17 protein-coding genes are annotated in these 18,283 nt (G+C 64.6%); 10 read left to right on the top strand and 7 right to left on the bottom strand.

What is annotated here, in order from left to right; genetic code table 11:
- Positions 1-4: 4 nt before the first annotated feature.
- The gene (locus QGV54_RS19535; protein ID WP_281018973.1) at positions 5-1,579 is read right to left on the bottom strand and encodes a short-chain fatty acyl-CoA regulator family protein; all 1,575 of its coding nucleotides are present in this window, start codon (positions 1,577-1,579) and stop codon (positions 5-7) included.
- A 203-nt stretch (positions 1,580-1,782) separates the two neighbouring features.
- On the opposite strand from QGV54_RS19535, the gene QGV54_RS19530 reads away from it, so the two are divergent.
- From QGV54_RS19530 to QGV54_RS19510, 5 genes are all read left to right on the top strand, one after another.
- Positions 1,783-3,132, top strand: coding sequence for a substrate-binding protein (locus tag QGV54_RS19530; protein WP_281018974.1), 1,350 nt, complete (start codon positions 1,783-1,785; stop codon positions 3,130-3,132).
- Between the two features lie 154 nt (positions 3,133-3,286).
- Positions 3,287-4,303: a branched-chain amino acid ABC transporter permease gene (locus QGV54_RS19525; RefSeq protein WP_281018975.1), complete on the top strand. Its 1,017-nt coding sequence runs from the start codon at positions 3,287-3,289 to the stop codon at positions 4,301-4,303.
- 2 nt (positions 4,304-4,305) lie between these two features.
- The gene (locus tag QGV54_RS19520) at positions 4,306-5,448 is read left to right on the top strand and encodes a branched-chain amino acid ABC transporter permease (protein WP_348637668.1); all 1,143 of its coding nucleotides are present in this window, start codon (positions 4,306-4,308) and stop codon (positions 5,446-5,448) included.
- Between the two features lie 10 nt (positions 5,449-5,458).
- Positions 5,459-6,211, top strand: coding sequence for an ABC transporter ATP-binding protein (locus tag QGV54_RS19515; protein ID WP_281018977.1), 753 nt, complete (start codon positions 5,459-5,461; stop codon positions 6,209-6,211).
- Positions 6,208-6,963 carry an ABC transporter ATP-binding protein gene (locus QGV54_RS19510; protein WP_281018978.1) on the top strand — a complete coding sequence of 252 codons (756 nt, stop codon included), beginning with the start codon at positions 6,208-6,210 and terminating at the stop codon, positions 6,961-6,963. The genes QGV54_RS19515 and QGV54_RS19510 overlap by 4 nt, the downstream gene beginning before the upstream one ends.
- 50 nt (positions 6,964-7,013) lie before the next feature.
- Here the strand turns inward: QGV54_RS19510 and QGV54_RS19505 are convergent, their stop codons facing one another.
- Positions 7,014-7,604, bottom strand: coding sequence for a TetR/AcrR family transcriptional regulator (locus QGV54_RS19505; RefSeq protein ID WP_281018979.1), 591 nt, complete (start codon positions 7,602-7,604; stop codon positions 7,014-7,016).
- 90 nt (positions 7,605-7,694) lie between these two features.
- On the opposite strand from QGV54_RS19505, the gene QGV54_RS19500 reads away from it, so the two are divergent.
- Together QGV54_RS19500 and QGV54_RS19495 are read left to right on the top strand one after the other, a co-directional pair.
- On the top strand, positions 7,695-8,120 hold the full coding sequence (locus QGV54_RS19500; RefSeq protein ID WP_281018980.1) for a tautomerase family protein: 426 nt from the start codon (positions 7,695-7,697) through the stop codon (positions 8,118-8,120).
- A 119-nt stretch (positions 8,121-8,239) separates the two neighbouring features.
- Entirely contained in the window at positions 8,240-9,469 is a 1,230-nt protein-coding gene (locus tag QGV54_RS19495) for an NADH:flavin oxidoreductase/NADH oxidase family protein (protein ID WP_281018981.1), read from the top strand.
- Between the two features lie 106 nt (positions 9,470-9,575).
- Here QGV54_RS19495 and QGV54_RS19490 read toward each other — a convergent pair whose 3' ends face one another.
- The 3 genes from QGV54_RS19490 to QGV54_RS19480 are packed head-to-tail and all read right to left on the bottom strand — an operon-like array spanning position 9,576 to position 14,485.
- Positions 9,576-11,195: an AMP-binding protein gene (locus tag QGV54_RS19490; protein WP_281018982.1), complete on the bottom strand. Its 1,620-nt coding sequence runs from the start codon at positions 11,193-11,195 to the stop codon at positions 9,576-9,578.
- A gap of 51 nt (positions 11,196-11,246) precedes the next feature.
- The gene (locus QGV54_RS19485) at positions 11,247-13,775 is read right to left on the bottom strand and encodes an FtsX-like permease family protein (RefSeq protein WP_281018983.1); all 2,529 of its coding nucleotides are present in this window, start codon (positions 13,773-13,775) and stop codon (positions 11,247-11,249) included.
- Positions 13,776-13,780: 5 nt separating this feature from the next.
- Entirely contained in the window at positions 13,781-14,485 is a 705-nt protein-coding gene (locus QGV54_RS19480; RefSeq protein ID WP_281018984.1) for an ATP-binding cassette domain-containing protein, read from the bottom strand.
- Between the two features lie 169 nt (positions 14,486-14,654).
- Here QGV54_RS19480 and QGV54_RS19475 point away from each other — a divergent pair, with 169 nt between their 5' ends.
- The 3 genes from QGV54_RS19475 to thpR are packed head-to-tail and all read left to right on the top strand — an operon-like array spanning position 14,655 to position 16,194.
- Positions 14,655-15,200: an arylesterase gene (locus QGV54_RS19475; protein ID WP_281018985.1), complete on the top strand. Its 546-nt coding sequence runs from the start codon at positions 14,655-14,657 to the stop codon at positions 15,198-15,200.
- Positions 15,201-15,253: 53 nt separating this feature from the next.
- Positions 15,254-15,601 (top strand): arsenate reductase (glutaredoxin), encoded by a 348-nt coding sequence (gene arsC, locus QGV54_RS19470; RefSeq protein WP_281018986.1) that lies wholly within the window; start codon positions 15,254-15,256, stop codon positions 15,599-15,601.
- Between the two features lie 29 nt (positions 15,602-15,630).
- Entirely contained in the window at positions 15,631-16,194 is a 564-nt protein-coding gene (gene thpR, locus QGV54_RS19465) for an RNA 2',3'-cyclic phosphodiesterase (RefSeq protein WP_281018987.1), read from the top strand.
- On the opposite strand, the gene QGV54_RS19460 is transcribed toward thpR, so the two are convergent.
- Together QGV54_RS19460 and QGV54_RS19455 are read right to left on the bottom strand one after the other, a co-directional pair.
- On the bottom strand, positions 16,167-16,856 hold the full coding sequence (locus tag QGV54_RS19460) for a SprT family zinc-dependent metalloprotease (protein WP_281018988.1): 690 nt from the start codon (positions 16,854-16,856) through the stop codon (positions 16,167-16,169). The genes thpR and QGV54_RS19460 overlap by 28 nt on opposite strands.
- A gap of 45 nt (positions 16,857-16,901) precedes the next feature.
- The gene (locus QGV54_RS19455; protein ID WP_281018989.1) at positions 16,902-18,008 is read right to left on the bottom strand and encodes a TauD/TfdA family dioxygenase; all 1,107 of its coding nucleotides are present in this window, start codon (positions 18,006-18,008) and stop codon (positions 16,902-16,904) included.
- Positions 18,009-18,283 lie beyond the last annotated feature (275 nt).

Here is an 18,283-nt window from a genome sequence, read left to right as displayed (position 1 = left end):
TCGATCAGCGCGAATAGAGGATCGAGTCCTCTCCGCGGTGCAGGCAATCGCTGCGCGAACACAGTCGGCAGTTGGGTCCGACGGGCGTCGCCATGTGTCGCGCAGCAAAGTCCAGACCGTCGGCATAAACGGTCTGATCGGCATGCACCACGTCACAGGCAAGCATGACCGCGTGCAGGAACGGCGCCTCGTGAAACAGGGCCGGTTCGTGGCGCACGGTGCGCCCGATGAACAGGTACCGGCTGCCGTTCGGAAATTCCGCAAGCTGCCGGATCACCCGGTCCGGAGTCTGGAAGGCCCCGTACAGCGGCCACAGGGGGCAGCCATTGCCACTGCGCGGCACCGGCAGGCCGGCAATGGGAAAGCGCTTGCTGATGTGGCCCGAGGGATCGGCCCGCAGGAACCCGAAGGGTATCCCCTCCGCCCCCGGCTTGCGCAGGGAGACCAGTCGCTGGCAGATCTGCTCCACACTGGCCGAGAAGCGCTGGCGCAGCAGTTCCACATCGTAGCGGTGGCGGACAGCGTCCTCCAGAAAGGTCTCGTAGGGGAACAGCGCCGCCGCGGCGAGCCAGCTCGCCAGCGCCCCGCGGGCGCGGGTCCGTGCCTCGTCGCTGGTCAGCAGTTCATCCCGGGCCACCGCGTCGATCAGGTCCGGTGCTGTCAGCTGGCAGGCCAGTCGCGCGAGCTGGAACTGACGTGTCGAGGGCGGCGCATTGTCGAGAAACAGCAGCACCCGGTTGGCTTCGTCATAGTGGCAATGGTTACGGAACCGGCTCAGGTCCGCATCCACCGGGGAGCGGTTGAAGACCGAGATATCGAACCGCTGCACCAGAAACGCTGTCAGCGCGCCCTCGATCGTCTGGCCGAAGGACCGGATCTCGCGGCGCAGGTCGCGGGCGGCATCCTCCAGCGGCGGGAAATAGCTCTGGTTCTGGATCAGGAAGTCATCCACCTCCTCCGCCGGGGAGAGGGAGCGGTTGCGGGTGTTGCCGACACTGAACAGGGCGACCAGGCGTTCGGCGGTGCCGGAAAGCTCGCCGCTCTGTGACAGCACGATATCGACGAACCTTGCCCGCTGCTCCGTCGGCAGGTCCTCCACCGACGACAGGATCTCCATTGTGGAGCGCACGGCGGCGGCATTGTTCAGCACCTGATGCACCGCCTCCATCAGGGCCGGATCCTGGTCGAGCCGGTCGGTCAGTGCCGTGATCTGCTGATCCGCGTCGCGGACAGCGCGCGACAGGCTGAGCATGGCTGCGGCCCAGTCGGGATGGCGGCTGACCAGCGCGCTCGCGGTCCCCGGATCGATGCGGTGCTGCAGGATCGACGGGTCGGCCGCCAGTTCGCCCAGCCGCTCCACCAGCCGCCGCTCCTGATCCCCGCTCAGATCCGCCAGTTCCAGCCCGAGCTGTTCGGCGATCCGCTGCAACAGGCTGCCGCCGACCGCGCGACGGTCGGACTCGATCAGGTTCAGGTAGGACGCGGAAATGCCGACCTTCTGCGCCAGTGCCTTCTGCGTCAGCCCCCGGGCCTTGCGCCTTGTCCTGACCTTCATCCCGATGGGTGCGGCAACGGCCATCCCGGCGCTCCTGTCATTGCCAAATGGTAAAGAATTTACAGTATCGACTTAAGCTAATTACAGAATTTTACAGAATTTTCCAATTCTTTCAATGCCAGATTGCCATGATTTACAGCACCGCGTAGCCTTGGCAGCAACCAATGGCCCACCAGCCATGGGCAAAGGGATCGTTTCCAAGAAACCCGTCCGGGAGGGAAATTCAAATGACCAAGATCAATGATCGTGGCGTGTCACGCCGCAGCATCCTGAAGGCCGGCACGGCCCTGGGTGCCGGTGCGGTGATCGCACCGACCTTCTTCGTGCGCAATGCCTGGGCCGAGGAGTTCCGCAACAACCCGGGCAATGCCTCCAGCGTGAAGTTCGGCTTCAACGTACCGCAGACCGGTGCCTACGCCGACGAGGGTGCGGACGAGCTGCGCGCCTATGAACTGGCCGTGAAGCACATCAATGGCGAAGGTGACGGCGGCATGCTGAACACCATGCAGCCGCTGTCGCTGAAGGGTGATGGCGTGCTGGGCAAGAAGGTCGAGTATGTCACGGGTGACACGCAGACCAAGTCCGATGCCGCCCGCGCGTCCGCCAAGCGGATGATCGAGAAGGATGGCGTCATCATGTTCTCCGGCGGTTCGTCGTCGGGCGTGGCCGTCGCGGTGCAGAGCCTGGCGCAGGAGATGGGCGTCGTCTTCATGTGCGGCCTGACCCATTCCAACGACACCACCGGCAAGGACAAGCGGCGCTATGGCTTCCGCCATTTCTTCAACGCCTACATGTCCGGTGCCGCGCTGGGTCCGGTGCTGAAGGAAACCATGGGCACGGAGCGTCGCGCCTATCACCTGACCGCCGACTACACCTGGGGCTGGACGCAGGAAGAGTCGATCAAGAACACCACGGAAGCCCTGGGCTGGCAGACGGTCAATGCCGTGCGTACGCCGCTGGGCGCGGGTGACTTCTCGCAGTACATCACGCCGGTGCTGAATTCCGGTGCCGACGTTCTGGTCCTGAACCATTACGGCAAGGACATGATCAACTCCCTGACCCAGGCGGTGCAGTTCGGCCTGCGCGACAAGCAGGTCAACGGCAAGGACTTCCAGATCGTCGTGCCGCTGTACTCGCGCCTGATGGCACAGGGTGCCGGCGCGAACATCAAGGGGATCTACGGCACGACCAACTGGAACTGGTCGCTGCAGGATGCCGGTTCGCAGGCATTCGTGAAGTCCTTCGGCCAGGAATACGGCTTCCCGCCGTCGCAGGCCGCCCATACCTGCTATGTGCAGGCTCTCCTGTATGCCGATGCCTGCGCCCGCGCCGGCACCTTCTACCCGCCGGAGGTCATCAAGGCGCTGGAAGACTTCGAATTCGATGGCATGGGCAATGGCCCGACCCTGTATCGCGGGGCGGATCACCAGTGCTTCAAGGACGTGCTGGTGGTGCGTGGCAACGAGAACGCGACCAGCCAGTTCGACCTCCTCGAGGTCGTGAAGGAAGTCCCGGCGTCGCAGGTCACCTACGACCCGAGCATCTTCGGTGGCGAACTGGGCCCCTATAAGGTCTGAACCACGGAAGTTTCCGGGGCCGCTGCTGGCGACCCCGGAAATTCGGACTGGTCCGGTCACCCCACCTCCCCGGGATGGCCGGACCATCTTCGTTTCGGACCTGCGACTGGTTAGGGTTGTCCGAACGGTGAACTGACTCCGGACGGGTGGGATCATGGACGTTATTCTGCTTCAGCTTCTCAACGGTCTCGACAAGGGCGGTGCCTATGCGCTGATTGCCCTGGGCCTGACCATCATCTTCGGCACCCTGGGCGTCGTGAACTTCGCCCATGGCGCGCTGTTCATGCTGGGGGCGTTCTGCGCCGTGTCGGTGCAGGCCCTGCTGACCATCTCGAAGAAGGTGAAGGACGAGAGCATCAAGTTCTTCGATGCCTACAAGGAAATCCCGTACCTGGAGGCCTGGTGGGGCGATACCGGCGCAATGATCATCGACTACGCCGTGCCCATATCCATACTCATCGCCATCCCGCTGATGCTGCTGATCGGCCTCGGGATGGAACGCGGACTGATCCGCTATTTCTACAAGCGCCCGCACGCCGAACAGATCCTGGTGACCTTCGGCCTGGCCATTGTCGTGCAGGAGCTGATCAAGGCGCAGTTCGGCGCAAACCCGATTCCGACCCCTGCGCCGGAAGTGATCGCGGGCAGCGCCAATGTCGGCCTCTGGGTCGGCCTCGGGGAATCGGTGGTCTATCCTTGGTGGCGGCTGATCTATCTCGCCTTCGCCGGTGTGGTGATCGCCCTGGCCTTTGCGTTCCTGAACCTGACAACCTACGGCATGGTGGTGCGCGCAGGCATGGCCGACCGGGAGACCGTCGGCCTGCTGGGCATCAATATCCAGCGCCGTTTCACCATTGTCTTCGGCATGGCTGCCGTGATCGCCGGTCTGGCGGGTGTCATGTACACGCCGATCCTGCCGCCCGACTATCACATGGGCATGGACTTCCTGGTGCTGTCCTTCGTCGTGGTGGTCGTCGGCGGCATGGGGTCGCTTGGCGGCGCGGTGCTGGCCGGTTTCATGCTGGGCATCCTGCAGTCGTTCGCATCCATGAACGAGGTGAAGTCGATCCTGCCCGGCATCGACCAGATCATCATCTACCTGATCGCGGTCGTCATTCTGCTGGTGCGTCCCCGTGGCCTGCTGGGCCGCAAGGGTGTGATGGAGTCCTGATGATGTTTGGCGATCTGACACGCAACGACAAGCTTCTGTTCCTGGGCTTCACCATTGCCGCCCTGGCCATGCCCTTGCTGGCCTGGCCGGTCGGGGCGAACTATCCCGACCTGCTCCAGAAGTTCGCGATCTATGGCATCTTCGCCATCGGCTTCAACATCCTGTTCGGCCTGACGGGCTATCTGTCCTTCGGGCACGCCGCGTTCCTGGGCGTCGGGTCCTATGCGGCCGTCTGGATGTTCAAGGGGGTGACCATGAACGTCATCCCGGCGGTGATCTTCGGGGTCATGGTTTCAGGCCTGTTCGCGGCCCTGATCGGCTTCGTCAGCCTGCGGCGGTCCGGCATCTATTTCTCGATCCTTACGCTGGCCTTCGCGCAGATGTCCTACAATCTCGCCTACTCCGTGCTGACGCCGATCACGAATGGCGAGACGGGCCTGCAGTTGCGCCAGGACGACGCGCGCATTCTCGACCGGATGTTCGTGGAGCAGACTGAGGGACTGCCCTCCACCAACCTGTTCGGGCTGGAGATGAGCGGCTATCCCGGCTTCTATTTCTGCTGCGTGCTGCTGATCGTTGCCTTCTTCATCGCACTGCGGATCCAGCGTTCGCCGTTCGGGATGATGCTGCGGGCCATCAAGACCAACCAGGTGCGCATGAACTACACCGGCTTCAATACCCGGCCCTATGCCCTTACGGCCTTCATCATCTCCGGCATGTATGCCGGTCTCGCCGGTTCGCTGCTGGCGGTCACCGACCCGCTGGCGGGGGCGGAGCGGATGCAATGGACGGCATCGGGCGAGGTCGTGCTGATGACCATCCTCGGCGGCGCCGGAACGCTGGTTGGTCCGATCCTGGGCGCCGGGCTGATCAAGTACTTCGAGAACATCTTCTCCTCCTACAATGACAGCCTGCTGGCGGAGAGCTTCTCCTTCCTGCCGGATTTCCTGAACGACGCACTGGTGTTCGTCATTGGCCCGTTCGTGGGTGAGGGCTGGAGCCTGCTGCTGGGTATCGTCTTCATGGCGATCGTCATCTTCCTGCCTGGCGGCCTCATGGAGGGGCTGGCGCGGATCCATGGCTGGTATCGCGGACGGGGTCAGGGCGATGCCGGGCGCAATGTCGCGAAACAGGCTGCCGAGTAGGAACACGGACATGGCAATTCTCGAAGTCAAAGACGTGAACAAGGCCTTCGGTGGCCTGAAGGCACTGAATGCGGTGAACCTCTCGGTCGAGGAAGGCACGGTACATGCCATCATCGGTCCCAACGGCGCGGGCAAGTCGACCCTGTTGAACTGCTTCGTCGGCAGGCTGATTCCGGACACCGGCAGCGTCATTTTCAATGGCCGGTCGCTGCTGGGGATCAAGCCGCATGAGATCAACCAGACCGGGGTGGCCCGCGTGTTCCAGACGCCCGAGATCTTCACGGATCTCAGCATTCTGGAGAACGTGATGATCCCCGCCTTCGCCAAGGTCGACGGGTCTTTCCGCATCAATGCCTGGAAGACCGTCGGTACGCGCGGTGAGGTACGGGACATGGCGGAGAAGGTGCTGGAGGAAGTTGGCCTGCAGGAGAAGCGGGACATCATCGCCTCCAGCCTGTCACGCGGTGACAAGCGGCGGCTGGAAATGGCGATGTGCCTGGTCCAGGACCCGAAGCTGCTGCTGCTGGATGAACCGACCGCGGGCATGTCGCGGGCCGACACCAACAATACGGTCGACCTGCTGCAGCGTGTCGGTACGCACATCACCAAGATCGTGATCGAACATGACATGCACGTCGTGTTCAGCCTGGCCGATCACATCAGCGTTCTGGCCCAGGGCACCGTGATCGCCGGCGGCAAGCCGGAGGACATCAAGGGCAATCCAAAGGTGCAGGAAGCCTATCTGGGGGGGGCGCACGCATGAATGTCGCAACGGCGAAACAGGCCGGAACGGCTCCGGTGCAGTCCGGGGACGCCTATTTCTCCTGCCAGGGGCTGCAGAGCTATTACGGCGAGAGCTATATCGTTCAGGACGTCAGCTTCGATGTGAAGCAGGGCGAGATCCTGGCATTGCTGGGCCGGAACGGCGCCGGCAAGACGTCGACGCTGCGTACCATCGCGCGCATGGACGATCCGCAACTGCATGAGGGTGAGATCTGGCTGGAGGGTCAGCCGCTGCACACCATGGCAGACTGGCAGGCGGCCCAGCTGGGCGTCGGTCTGGTGCCGGAGGACCGGCGGATCATCCAGGGCCTGACCGTGGAAGAGAACCTGAAGCTGGCACAGATCGAGAAGCCGCTCGGCTGGTCGATCGAGCGCATCTACGACCACTTTCCCCGCCTGGCAGAGCGGCGCAGGCAGGAGGCCGTCACCATGTCCGGCGGCGAGCAGCAGATGCTGGCCGTGGCGCGGGCGCTGGCGCGGGATCTGAAACTGCTGCTGCTGGATGAACCCTACGAAGGGCTGGCCCCCGTGATCGTGCAGGAGATCGAGAAGATCGTGGCGGAGATCAAGGAGCTCGGCATCACCACCATCATCGTGGAGCAGAATGCCGTTGCCGCGCTGGAGCTGGCCGACCGCGCCCTGATCCTCGACATGGGGCAGATCGTGTTCCGCGGGTCCGCCCGTGAAGTGCTCGACAATGCCGATCTGCGGCACGAGTACCTGGCAATCTGACGTTCGGTCCGGGCCACCGGATGATGGGTTCTGAGCCGGGGCCGGGCCTTCTAGAGGTCCCGTTCCGACGCAGCGTCCCATGTCCGCGCGTCTGACAGCGCCGACTGCAATGCGGCCTGCAGTATCTCCTCTGCCATCGGACTGTCGTCTGGCACGGCGCGGGACAGCATCAGCGCGCCGACCATCCGGTTGACCAGATCGACAGCGCGGGTCCGCGTGATCGCGGAATCCGGCTGCGGCAGGAGTGCGGCAACGGATCGGATCATTTCCTCCAGCCCCTCGGCGAAGGTGGCCCGCACAGCGTCCGACTGACGGCCGACATCACCACCAAGTGCCGCGGCAGGGCAGTTCAGGCCAGGCGCATCCCGCGCCGCCCGGGAGAGATAGCCAGAGAGCAGTTGCTCCAGATTGCGCGCCCGGGCGCGCTGGGCCGCCATCTCCTGCCAGGCGTGGTCGAGCGCCTCCGCCGCCAGCGCGTCCTTGGAGGGGAAGTGATTGTAGAAGCCGCCATGGGTGAAGCCGGCAGCCTTCATCAGATCACCGACACCGATACCGTCAAAGCCGCGCACCCGGAACTGTGTCGACGCCGTCTCGAGTACCCGCGCCCGGTTCCGTTGCGCCTGTTCCCTGCTGATCCGCATTTCGTTCACCCAACTTGACAATCGTGTTCCGGCACTCAATTTAATAATGACGATCATCATTATTATCAAGCCCGGACATGGAGTGCACCGATGCCCCTCTGGAAAGTCTATCACCCCGCCGACGCCTTTTCCGCTGACGACAAGCAGCAGCTTTCACAGCGGATCACGGCGCTGTACCGCAATCTGCCGAAGTTCTATGTCGGCGTCGTGTTTCAGGAGGTGGCCGCGGACAGCTTCTATGTCGGTGGCGAACCGAACGGCAATTTCGTGCGCATTTGGATCGACCATATCGCCAGAACCCTGCCAACCCCGGAGATGCGCACCTGGTGGATCGGCCAGTGTGACGAGGCACTGGCCCCCTTCATCAGGGACCGCGGTCTGGACTGGGAGTTTCATATCGACGAGACGGCCTTCGACCTGTGGTCGATCCAGAGCTATCGCCCGCCCCTGCCGGACTCGGAAGACGAGAAGCGCTGGCGCCGCGAGAACCGGCCCAGTCCGCCCACCGGACAATAGGCCGACCCGGCACTTCCGGTTTCAGGCGACCCTGCCCTGACGGGAACGCAATTGACCGTTCCCGACGGGCGGGGCTGTATGGCAGAGGAAACGTCTGAAACATTCGAAGGTCGCCCGTCATGTCCGTCACACTCGCCAGCCCCCTCACCCTGCCCTGTGGTGCCATCGTCAAGAACCGCTTCGGCAAGGCGCCGCTGACGGAGGGGCTGGCTGACGGGATGAACCGGGCCACAGCGCGCCACGCCAGCCTGTATGGCCGCTGGGCCAAGGGCGGGGCCGGTGTCGTTGTCACCGGCAATGTGCAGGTTGACCGGCGCTATCTGGAACGTCCGGGCAATGTCGTGATCGATGGCCCCCAGGACGAGACGGCGCTGGCCGGACTGCGCGCCTATGCGGCGGCAGGCACCGCCAACCGGACGCACCTGTGGATGCAGATCAATCACCCGGGCCGACAGACCCCGCGCCGGGTGTGCGAGGCGCCTGTCGCCCCGTCCGCCGTGCCGCTGGCGTTGCCCGAATCGGCCTTCGCCCATCCGCGCGCCATGACCGCTGCCGAAGTCAGCGAGGTGATCGAGCGTTTCACCCATACGGCAAAGGTCGCGCAGGACACCGGTTTCACCGGGGTGCAGGTCCATGCCGCCCACGGCTACCTGCTCAGTCAGTTCCTGACGCCGCTGGTCAACAAGCGCGACGATGAATGGGGCGGCAGCCTTGAGAACCGGGCGCGCCTGCTGCTGTCGGTGGTGCGCTCGATCCGCCAGGCCTGCGGCCCCATGTTCCCGATCTCGGTCAAGCTGAACTCCTCCGATTTCCAGAACGGTGGCTTCAGCAGCGAGGACTGCCTGAAGGTCGTGCAGTGGCTGGAGGAAGCAGGCATCGACCACCTGGAGATCTCGGGCGGCAACTACGAAGAACCGAGCATGATGGGATCGAAGAATACCGAGGGCACGGCAGTTGCCGACAGCACGGTACGGCGGGAAGCCTATTTCCTGACCTATGCGGAGGAGATGCGGAAGGTCACCAGTCTGCCCCTGATGGTGACGGGCGGTTTCCGCAGCCGCAAGGGCATGGAGGAGGCGCTGGCCAGCGGCGCACTGGACATGATCGGGCTGGGCCGTCCGATGTGCGTCGAGACAGATGCCCCCAACAAGCTGCTTGCCGGTGCCGAATCCTGCGGCGCATGGGAGAAGCAGATCCGCCCCGCCAAGGCCGGCATGGGCTGGTTCGCACTGGCCCTGATCAGCCACGGCGATGGCCAGGACCCGAACACCGCGATGACCGGCGAGGAGGCGATGAAGGCCTATGTCGCCAACGAGGAAGCCACGGCAAGCGCACTTGTCGGGCGCTGAACTCGGACCCGCTGGCTGAGCGGGCACGCACCACGTCCAGTCACGTCCAACCTGGGCCTGCCCTCTGCCTTCCCCCGCAAGGGGGGAGGAGGGGCGTGCAAGGCGGCTACCGGCTGACCTTGTAGCCGACCTTCTCGCGGTCCCAGGTGCGCTCGCTCAGGCCGCGATCACGCAGCTTGTTCTTCTGGATCTTCGATGAGGGCGTCTTCGGGATCTCGTCGATGAACTCGATGAAGCGCGGCACCGCGAAATAGGGCATGCGCGGGGTACAGAAATCCAGCAGCTCCGTCGGCTCCGGCGCGGGCACGTCAGGGTTCAGCACGATGCAGGCCAGCACCTCGTCCTCGCCACCCAGTTCCGCCTTCACGGCAACGGCAGCCACTTCGGCCACGGCTTCATGCTCCAGCAGCACGGCCTCCACCTCGTAGGACGAGATGTTCTCGCCCCGGCGGCGGATCGTGTCCTTGATGCGGTCGATGTACCAGAGATAGCCACGTTCATCGAAGCGACCGGCATCACCCGTGTGGAACCAGAAGTTCCGCCAGGTCTCGACCGTCCTGTCAGGCATGCCGTTATACCCCTGCATGAAGCAGAACGGCTCCTTCGGGCGGACCAGGATCTCGCCCACCTCCCCGACCGGCATTTCCTCGTCGGTATCCGGGTGGGCCACGATGACCTCGAAATACTCGTCCCAGACCTTGCCCGAACAGCCGGCCTCGTTGGGCGCATCGAAGGGCCGCCAGACCGGCAGGTTGCATTCCGTCATGCCGAACAGTTCGGTGAACTTGTTCACGCCGAACCGTTTCGACAGGTTGTTCATGGTATCCGTGGTGACCGGCAGGGCGCACATGATGCGCAGGTCATTGTCCGCATCATCGGCGCGCGGCGGCTGACTGAGGACAAAGTCGTTCATGGCGCCCAGCAGGTTCGTCGCCGTCGCCTTGTACTTGCGCACATCATCGATCCAGGTGCGCGCACTGAATGACCGCATCAGCACGGCGCTGCCACCGGCCTGCATGGTTCCGTAGGTCTGCATCAGGATGCCCTGCGCATGAAACAGCGGCATGCAGATGTAGTACCGGTCATCCGGCCCGAGTTGCATGGATTCCTTCATCGACAGACCGATCAGGTACAGATGCCCGTTGGGCATCAGCACCCCCTTCGACGGACCCGTGGTGCCTGACGTGAACATGATCATGCCGATGTCGCTGTAGGTGACCTCGACATCGATGTCATCCTCGGGGCCGTTCAGCAGTTCATCCAGTGACCGCACATCGATCCGGCTGAACTCCGGCCACGGCACGTCGGCACCGTCGCTGGGCACATAGACGGTCTTCAGATCCGGTACCGTATCCTCGATCTCCGCCAGCCAGGGCAGGAACTCCGGCTCCACCACCGCGATACCCGCGCGACAGTTGGTCAGAACATGGGTCAGGAACCGGCCCTTGTAGGCCGTATTCACCGCGACGGCGACGGCGCCGATACGGCTCAACCCGATCCAGGACCAGAGATACTCCAGCCGGTTGTGCAGCATCAGCACGACATGGTCGCCGAACCCGACACCGATCTGCGCATAGGCATTGCCATAGCTGTTGGCGGTCCGGTGTGCCTGCGCATAGGTGTAGGGTTCATTGTCCTCGAACTGGATGAAACGTGCGTCAGGGCGCTCCTGCGCCTGACGTGCCAGTGTCTTGCCGACTACCCATTCGGACTTGTCCGTCGCCATTGTATCCTCCCCCAAGGTCAAGCGGGAGGATGCTACACCCGTTAGGCGCTGTCACTCCACCCTGAGTTCGGCGGCAGGCTTGCGTCCGAGCGCACGCCAGGCACCCGCCAGACCCAGCAGGGTCGTCAGGATGATCGCACCGAGGATGACCACCGCAAGCCGGGCGGGCAGGATGGTGAACTCGCCCTGCATGACGAAGGTGATCACCCCCCATCCGGCGGCGGACCCGGCAATGGCGGCAACGATCGCGGTGATGCTGCCCAGCACGGCGAACTCGGCGGCATTGATCCGCAGGATCTGGCCACGGGTCGCACCGATGACCTTCAGCACCACGGATTCCCGCACCCGACGCCTGTGTCCCGCCGCGATGGCCCCTGCCAGCACCAGCATCCCCGCGAACAGGGTCACGCCGGAGGCCGCGCGGATGGCCGTCGCGACCTGGCCCAGGATCTGGTCGAACAGGGTCATGGCCTCCTTCACCCGGATGGCGCTGACGTTGGCGAACCGGTCGGTCACGGCGCGGTAGAGCTGCTGTTCGGCCGCCCCCTCCGCATGGGCGGTGGCCAGATGGGTATGCGGCGCGCCGGCCAGGGTCGCGGGATCGAAGATGAACAGGTAGTTGATCGCGAAGGTGCCCCAGTCGATGTCGCGCAGGCTGGCGATGCGGGCGGTGATGTCCCGGCCCAGCACATTGATCGTGATGGTGTCACCGATCCCCACACCCAGCCCGACAGCGGCTTCCTTCTCGAAGCTGATCAGCGGTTCGCCGCGATAGTCGGCGGGCCACCATTCACCTTCCACGATCGGACTGTTCTCCGGCGGGTTGGCGGCGTAGGTCAGGCCACGGTCGCCGCGCAGCACCCAGGCCTCGCCGGGGTCGACCTTGCTCTCGTCCGGCACCGCACCGTTCAGGCGCGTGATGCGGCCCCGCAGGGTCGGCACCGTCTGCACGTTGCTGACACCGTCGATACCTTTGGCGATGGCCAGGAACGGATCAAGCTGATGCGGCTGGATGTCGATGAAGAAGAAGGCCGGGGCTTCCTCCGCCACCCGGCGATCGACCTGGCCCTTCACATTGCCCTCGATCAGGGCCACGGCGGCCAGCAGCGTGACCCCCAGACCGAGCGAGATCATCACCGAGACCGTGGGCGCACCCGGTCGGTGCAGGTTGGCCAGCGCCATGCGGAAGGTCGAACTGCGCGGACCCTTCACCCGCGCGGCGGCACGCATGACCCCCTGTGCCGCAAGCCACAGCACGGCGAAGCAACCCGCGGCCCCCAGCACGAAATATGCCGCGAACACCGGCTGGTCCGAACTGGCGAGGGTCAGCCCGGCAAGGCCCGCCAGCGACAGCACGGTGCCGATGATGAAACTGCGCGGCGGGCGTTCGCCGCCATCGCCCAGCATGGCCCGGAACAGGCTTGCGGCACTGGTCCGGCGGGCAGAACCCAGCGGCCAGAGCGCGAAGGTCAGGATGATGAGAATGCCGTAGAGCGTGGCCAGCAGCAGGGGCATCACGAACAGGTTCGCCTCCGGCGCCACGGGCAGCACCTGCGCCAGCAGGCTGCCGACGATGAAGGGCACCAGACCACCGACAATCAGACCGGCGACAATGCCGACCGTGCCAAGCACCAGGATCTGGATCATGAAGATGCGCGTGATGTCACCGCCGGTCGCCCCGAGGCACTTCAGGATGGCGATGGAGCGCCGCTTGGTATCCAGATGCGCCTTGACTGCATTGCCGACCCCGACCCCGCCAACCAGCAGGGCGGTCAGTCCGACAAGGATCAGAAACACGCGCAGCCGTTCGATGAAACTCTCGACGCCCGGGGCGCCACGACGGCTGTCACGCACCCTCCAGCCCTCATCGGGGAAGCGGTCCTGCAATGTCGAAACGAAATCGGCCAGATCCGCACCGGGGGGCAGCTTCAGCCGATAGTGGCGGAAGATCATGCTGCCCGGCTGGATCAGATCGGTGGCCGGCAGGGCATCCGCGGAGATCATCAGACGCGGGCCCAGCAGGACAGCCCCGCTGGATGCCCGATCCGGTTCATCGGCAATGATCCCGCGCAGCTCCACCTCCGCGTCACCCACGCGCAGGATCTCGCCGATGCGCACGTCCAGCCGGTCGGCGAGTTCCGGTGCGGCAACGACACCGTAGCGGCCATTGGCCAGACCCAGGGCCACGGTCGGATCGCCGCCACCTTCCAGCCTGAACTGGCCGTAGAGGGGATAGAGATCGTCCACCGCCTTGAGTTCCGAGAGGGTACGCGCGTCCGAAGAGGTGGCGCGCACGATGGTGCGCATCGTCAGGCTCTGCGATACCGCCTCACTGTTGGCGGCAAGCCAGTCCTGAGCGGGCTGCGACGGCTCCCGATGGATCAGGCGCAGGTCGACGTCGGCGCCCAGGATCTGCTGCCCGTTCGCCTGCAGCCCGGACAGGATCGATGACGTGAGCGAGCCGACACCGGCAATGGCGGCAACGCCAAGGCCCAGCGAGAACAGGAAGATCCGGAAACCGGCCACGCCACCGCGCAGGTCACGCAGCGCCATGCGCCAGGCTGTCTGGAGATTGTGCATGGGTATCAGGCCGCCGCCGTGGCGTGGCTGTTCAGTGTGTCATCGGCGATCAGCCCGTCCCGGATGCGCACGATGCGGTCGCAGCGCGTGGCCAGATCCTCGTCATGTGTCACCAGCAGCAGGGTGGTCCCCCGTTCCCGCTGCGCCTCGAACAGCAGTTCGGTGATCTTCTCGCCGGTCTCGCCATCCAGATTTCCGGTTGGTTCATCGGCCAGGATCAGCGCCGGATCAGCCGCCAGCGCGCGCGCCAGGGCAACGCGCTGCTGCTCGCCGCCGGACATCTGGCTCGGATAATGACCGGCGCGGTCCTGCAGACCGACCGCGGCGAGTTCCCTTTCCGCGCGGGTGAAGGGATCGGCTTTCCCGGCCAGTTCCAGGGGCGCTGCGACATTTTCCAGTGCCGTCATGGTCGGCAACAGGTGGAATGACTGGAACACGATCCCTACATGGTGGCGACGGAACAGGGCCAGCCCATCCTCGTCCAGCCGGGTCAGGTCACTATTCGCGACCGTCAGCTTGCCGCTGGTCACACCCTCAAGCCCGCCGACCGCGGCGAGCAGGGTGGACTTGCCGGATCCGGAGGGGCCAAGCACTGCCACGGAGGTACCGGCGGCCACGTCGAGGCTGATGCCCTTGAGTATCTTGACCGCGCCTGCAGCGCCGTCGAGAGTGATGTGAACGTCTTCCAGACGAATGAGGCTGTCGCCCATGTCAGTGTTTTCTCCTCGGCTTCAGACCCTGCGGTTCGCGCATCCCGCCGCGTGCGCACCCTCCCCCCGATATGGCCGCGCCTGCCGGGGGATCAACGGACTGTTGCTTTTCGTCACAATGGTCATGTTTGTGTCCATTGTTTGTCCGCAAGCGGTGAATGCTTCGTCAATGCGGGTGGTGATGTTCGGTGATTCGATCACCGCCGGGTACGGCCTGCCGCCCTCCGCCGCGCTGCCGCGCCTGCTGGGGGAGAAACTGCAGGCCGATGGGCTGGATGTGGTGGTGGAGAATGCGGGCGTATCCGGCGACACGACGGCAGGTGGCCTGTCACGGCTGGACTGGGCCGTGCAGGGCCAGCCCGATCTGGTGATCGTGGCTCTGGGTGGCAACGACGGCCTGCGCGGCATTGATCCGGCGGAGACCCGACGCAACCTGGTGGCGATCATCGAGAACCTGACATCGAAAGACATTCCGGTCCTGGTCGCGGGCATGCTGGCCCCGCCGAACCTCGGGAATGAATATGCCGCGAAGTTCAATCCGCTGTTCGCCGAGGTCGCGGCGGACGCTGAGGTGGCCTTCTATCCCTTCCTGCTGGACGGTGTGGCGGCTGAGCCATCGCTGAACCAGTCGGATGGCATCCACCCCAATGCGGAGGGTGCCGCCATCATCGCCGCGCGCATGTCCGGCCCGGTTGCCGAACTGCTGCGTCCCTGACCCCTGGCGCAAGCTGCCGCCTGAGTCCGCGTTTCATGTCCGGAGAGAGTCGAATGTCTGTCACCATCTATCACAACCCCCGTTGCTCCAAGTCCCGCGAGACGCTGAAACTGCTGGAGGACAAGGGCGTCACGCCGACGGTGATCGAATATCTGAAGACCCCGCCCACCGCCGCCGAACTCAGCGACATCCTGGGAAAGCTGGGTATTGCGCCCCGCGACCTGATGCGTCGGAAGGAAGCGGAATACAAGGCCGGCGGCCTGGATGAACCCGGCCTCTCGGACGGCGAACTGATTGCGGCAATGATCGCGACGCCGAAGCTGATCGAACGGCCCATCGTGCTGGCCAATGGCAAGGCCGCGCTTGGCCGCCCGCCGGAGTCGGTTCTCGCCATCCTCTGAATGTCACAATCCTTGTCCAGGGTGTCACCATGCGCCTGTTCATTGCACTTGATCTGCCCGCGCGCTTCCGCGACCGCCTGACGATGGTACAGGGCGGTCTGCCCGGGGCGCGCTGGGTTGCGCCGGAGAGCCTGCATCTGACCCTGCGCTTTGTCGGCGACGCCTCGCGCGACATGGCCGAGGATCTGGTGGCCGCCCTGTCACGGGTCCGCGCCGACGCCTTTGACCTGACACTGGCGGGCATGGGCATCTTCGGGGACCGCCGCCGCGCCCGCATGCTGTGGGTGGGGGCGGAACCGTCGGCGCCACTGCGCCATCTGCAGGCAAAGATCGAGCAGGCGGCACAGTCCGCCGGGCTGGGGGCGGAACATCGCAAGTTTCATCCCCACGTCACCATTGCCCGGCTGAAGGACGCGCCGAAGGGGCGGCTGGAAGGCTTTGTTGCCGACCATGGCGGACTGTATCTGCCGCCTTTCACCGTCGATGGTTTCACCCTGTTCCGCAGCCATCTCGGGTCGGAGGGTGCGCGTTACGAACCGCTGGTGGAGTTCGAACTGGACCCGGTTCAGGAACCCGTCGCCACCATGCCGTAGCGACGGAGCTGCTGGCCGTTGCGGCTCAGCCAGCGATCCCCCTGACGCGGATCTTCCAGCAATGTCGCCAGCAGCGCGTGAAATCGCGGGCCATGGTTCATTTCCCGCAGATGCGCGACCTCATGCGCGGCGACATGGTCCAGCACATGATCCGGGGCCAGGATCAGCCGCCAGTTGAATGACAGCACCCCCCGACCCGAACAGCTGCCCCAGCGGCTTGACTGATCGGCCACCCGGACCCGGCTGATGGTTTCACCGATCCTGTCCGCATGGACCAGGGACCGCTGTTTCAGCCGTTCCCGCGCCCGCACCTTCAGCCAGTCGGTGACCCGCCGGTTGCAATGTGTTTCATCGCCGCCCACCAGCAGGCAATCCGCCTTCAGGCGCGTGTTGCCGCGGCCGTCCGGTGTCCGCACGATCAGCAGTTCCCGATCCCCGAACGGGATGCGCGTGCCGGGCAGGAACGGGATGGGATCAGGCCGTTCCGCCCGCCGGTCGCGGATCCAGTCGAGATTTTCCTGCACGAAAGCCAGCCCTGTCCGCTCCGGCACCCCCTTCGGCAGGGTCAGCACCGGAAACCCCTCCCGCCGGTCGAGCCGCAGCCGCAGACGTCGCGCACGCGGGTTGCGGATGATCTTCAGGTCTGCGGGCAGGTCGTCCATGCGGTCGGGGTGATCGTTTCGCCAGTGTTCAGGATCTGATTCGGATCATTCCATCATGCGCGAAAGCACCCGGATTCGGCTATCCAGTTCGCCGTGATCGACATAGAAGCCCCGGAAATGGCGATCCCCGGTCGACGGATCGAAACCGGTGCGGCCATGCAGTACCCGGCGATTGTCGAAGATCACCATCTCACCGGGCTGAAGGTGGCAGGTCACCAGCCGGTCAGGGTCGGCCAGCAACTGTTTCAGGCAACGCATCCCCGCATACCACCGGTGCGCCAGCTCCGGCTCCAGGTCGATGACATCCATGATGTGGCTGTTGATCGACAGGCGGGAGGGAAATCCCATCGGATCCAGGTCAAAGACACTGCGGCGGCTGCGAATGTCCGCCTCCCCGTCATGGAACCGGAACGGTACCTGGGTGTGCAGCAGCACATCGAACGCATCCGGGTATTGGCTGCGCAGGTCCCGCAACAGGTTCAGCCCGTCGACATAGACCGAATCGCCGCCCACGGCCCCGTTGACCAGGCAGTGCAGGAACTGGATTCCCGGCTGAAGCTCCTGATTCGGCAGGTCGGTATGCAACGGCAATGGCCCGGCGGTATAGGCGAGATTGTTCGGGTTCGGCTTCGACCTGACATCGAAGGTCAGCCCGAAATTCGTCGGGCGCAGGAACCCGACCCGCTGCGCCAGCCGCACGCCGCTGTCCGGGTCGTCGGCAAGACCGGTGACGATGGTCAGGCCACGGCGTTTCAGATCCCGCAACTGAACCAGCAGCCCGGCATCGGTGTCGAATGCTGACGCGGGCACATACGTCGGCGCGAAGCCTTCCGGCCAGGGTTCGGGCGCAATCATGGCCGGGTCGTTCCGGACCTGGCCCGGCTGATATGCCCGCAGCCAGTCCAGTTGCAGCCGTCGCGGCTCCGCCACATCCGGCCACTGCAGCAGCAGGTCCGTGCCTTCAATGGCCGCCGTTGCCGGGCGGGTGTCGTCGGCGACACTCAGCAGTTCGAACATGCGCTCCTGCGTGTCGGGGTGCAGTTCGGCCGGGTCATTGTCACGCAGCCAGATATAGGGGAAACGGCTGCTTGCGCCATCGGGCCACTGCAGCACGAGATCACGCTGTTCCAGCGCGACATTGATTGTGTTCATGAGACGATTCCGGGACTTGGGACAGGACGGGCACGCCGCGCGATGCGGGCGCGATGATCAGTTCGCGAATGCGGTCGGCTGCCCCGGCGGCCACCACTGTTCCTGTTTCACGCGCTGGATGCAGGCACGTCGTGCGCCGCCCCGTCCGCAGCCCGGCATGATCACATTTGCGTTCCAGCATTTCATGGTCGAACATGTTCCCGCTGTGTCTGTGACAATGATGCCCTGTTTTCGTCGCTTCGGGGTGGGTTTTCTTCATGGTCGAGCATTGCTAC

The organism is Minwuia sp. IMCC3060 (assembly GCF_029909435.1).
GTDB lineage: Bacteria > Pseudomonadota > Alphaproteobacteria > Minwuiales > Minwuiaceae > Minwuia.
This window is presented reverse-complemented; position numbering and strand designations above follow the sequence as displayed.

Bases quoted from the DNA above. Each gene is read 5' to 3' on its own strand.
- thpR (WP_281018987.1), top strand. From the start codon at position 15,631: ATGCGCCTGTTCATTGCACTTGATCTGCCCGCGCGCTTCCGCGACCGC.
- QGV54_RS19455 (WP_281018989.1), bottom strand. From the start codon at position 18,008: ATGAACACAATCAATGTCGCGCTGGAACAGCGTGATCTCGTGCTGCAG.
- QGV54_RS19530 (WP_281018974.1), top strand. From the start codon at position 1,783: ATGACCAAGATCAATGATCGTGGCGTGTCACGCCGCAGCATCCTGAAG.
- QGV54_RS19495 (WP_281018981.1), top strand. From the start codon at position 8,240: ATGTCCGTCACACTCGCCAGCCCCCTCACCCTGCCCTGTGGTGCCATC.
- QGV54_RS19535 (WP_281018973.1), bottom strand. From the start codon at position 1,579: ATGGCCGTTGCCGCACCCATCGGGATGAAGGTCAGGACAAGGCGCAAG.
- QGV54_RS19505 (WP_281018979.1), bottom strand. From the start codon at position 7,604: ATGCGGATCAGCAGGGAACAGGCGCAACGGAACCGGGCGCGGGTACTC.
- QGV54_RS19525 (WP_281018975.1), top strand. From the start codon at position 3,287: ATGGACGTTATTCTGCTTCAGCTTCTCAACGGTCTCGACAAGGGCGGT.
- arsC (WP_281018986.1), top strand. From the start codon at position 15,254: ATGTCTGTCACCATCTATCACAACCCCCGTTGCTCCAAGTCCCGCGAG.
- QGV54_RS19510 (WP_281018978.1), top strand. From the start codon at position 6,208: ATGAATGTCGCAACGGCGAAACAGGCCGGAACGGCTCCGGTGCAGTCC.
- QGV54_RS19480 (WP_281018984.1), bottom strand. From the start codon at position 14,485: ATGGGCGACAGCCTCATTCGTCTGGAAGACGTTCACATCACTCTCGAC.
- QGV54_RS19520 (WP_348637668.1), top strand. From the start codon at position 4,306: ATGTTTGGCGATCTGACACGCAACGACAAGCTTCTGTTCCTGGGCTTC.
- QGV54_RS19500 (WP_281018980.1), top strand. From the start codon at position 7,695: ATGCCCCTCTGGAAAGTCTATCACCCCGCCGACGCCTTTTCCGCTGAC.
- QGV54_RS19475 (WP_281018985.1), top strand. From the start codon at position 14,655: ATGCGGGTGGTGATGTTCGGTGATTCGATCACCGCCGGGTACGGCCTG.
- QGV54_RS19460 (WP_281018988.1), bottom strand. From the start codon at position 16,856: ATGGACGACCTGCCCGCAGACCTGAAGATCATCCGCAACCCGCGTGCG.
- QGV54_RS19515 (WP_281018977.1), top strand. From the start codon at position 5,459: ATGGCAATTCTCGAAGTCAAAGACGTGAACAAGGCCTTCGGTGGCCTG.
- QGV54_RS19485 (WP_281018983.1), bottom strand. From the start codon at position 13,775: ATGCACAATCTCCAGACAGCCTGGCGCATGGCGCTGCGTGACCTGCGC.
- QGV54_RS19490 (WP_281018982.1), bottom strand. From the start codon at position 11,195: ATGGCGACGGACAAGTCCGAATGGGTAGTCGGCAAGACACTGGCACGT.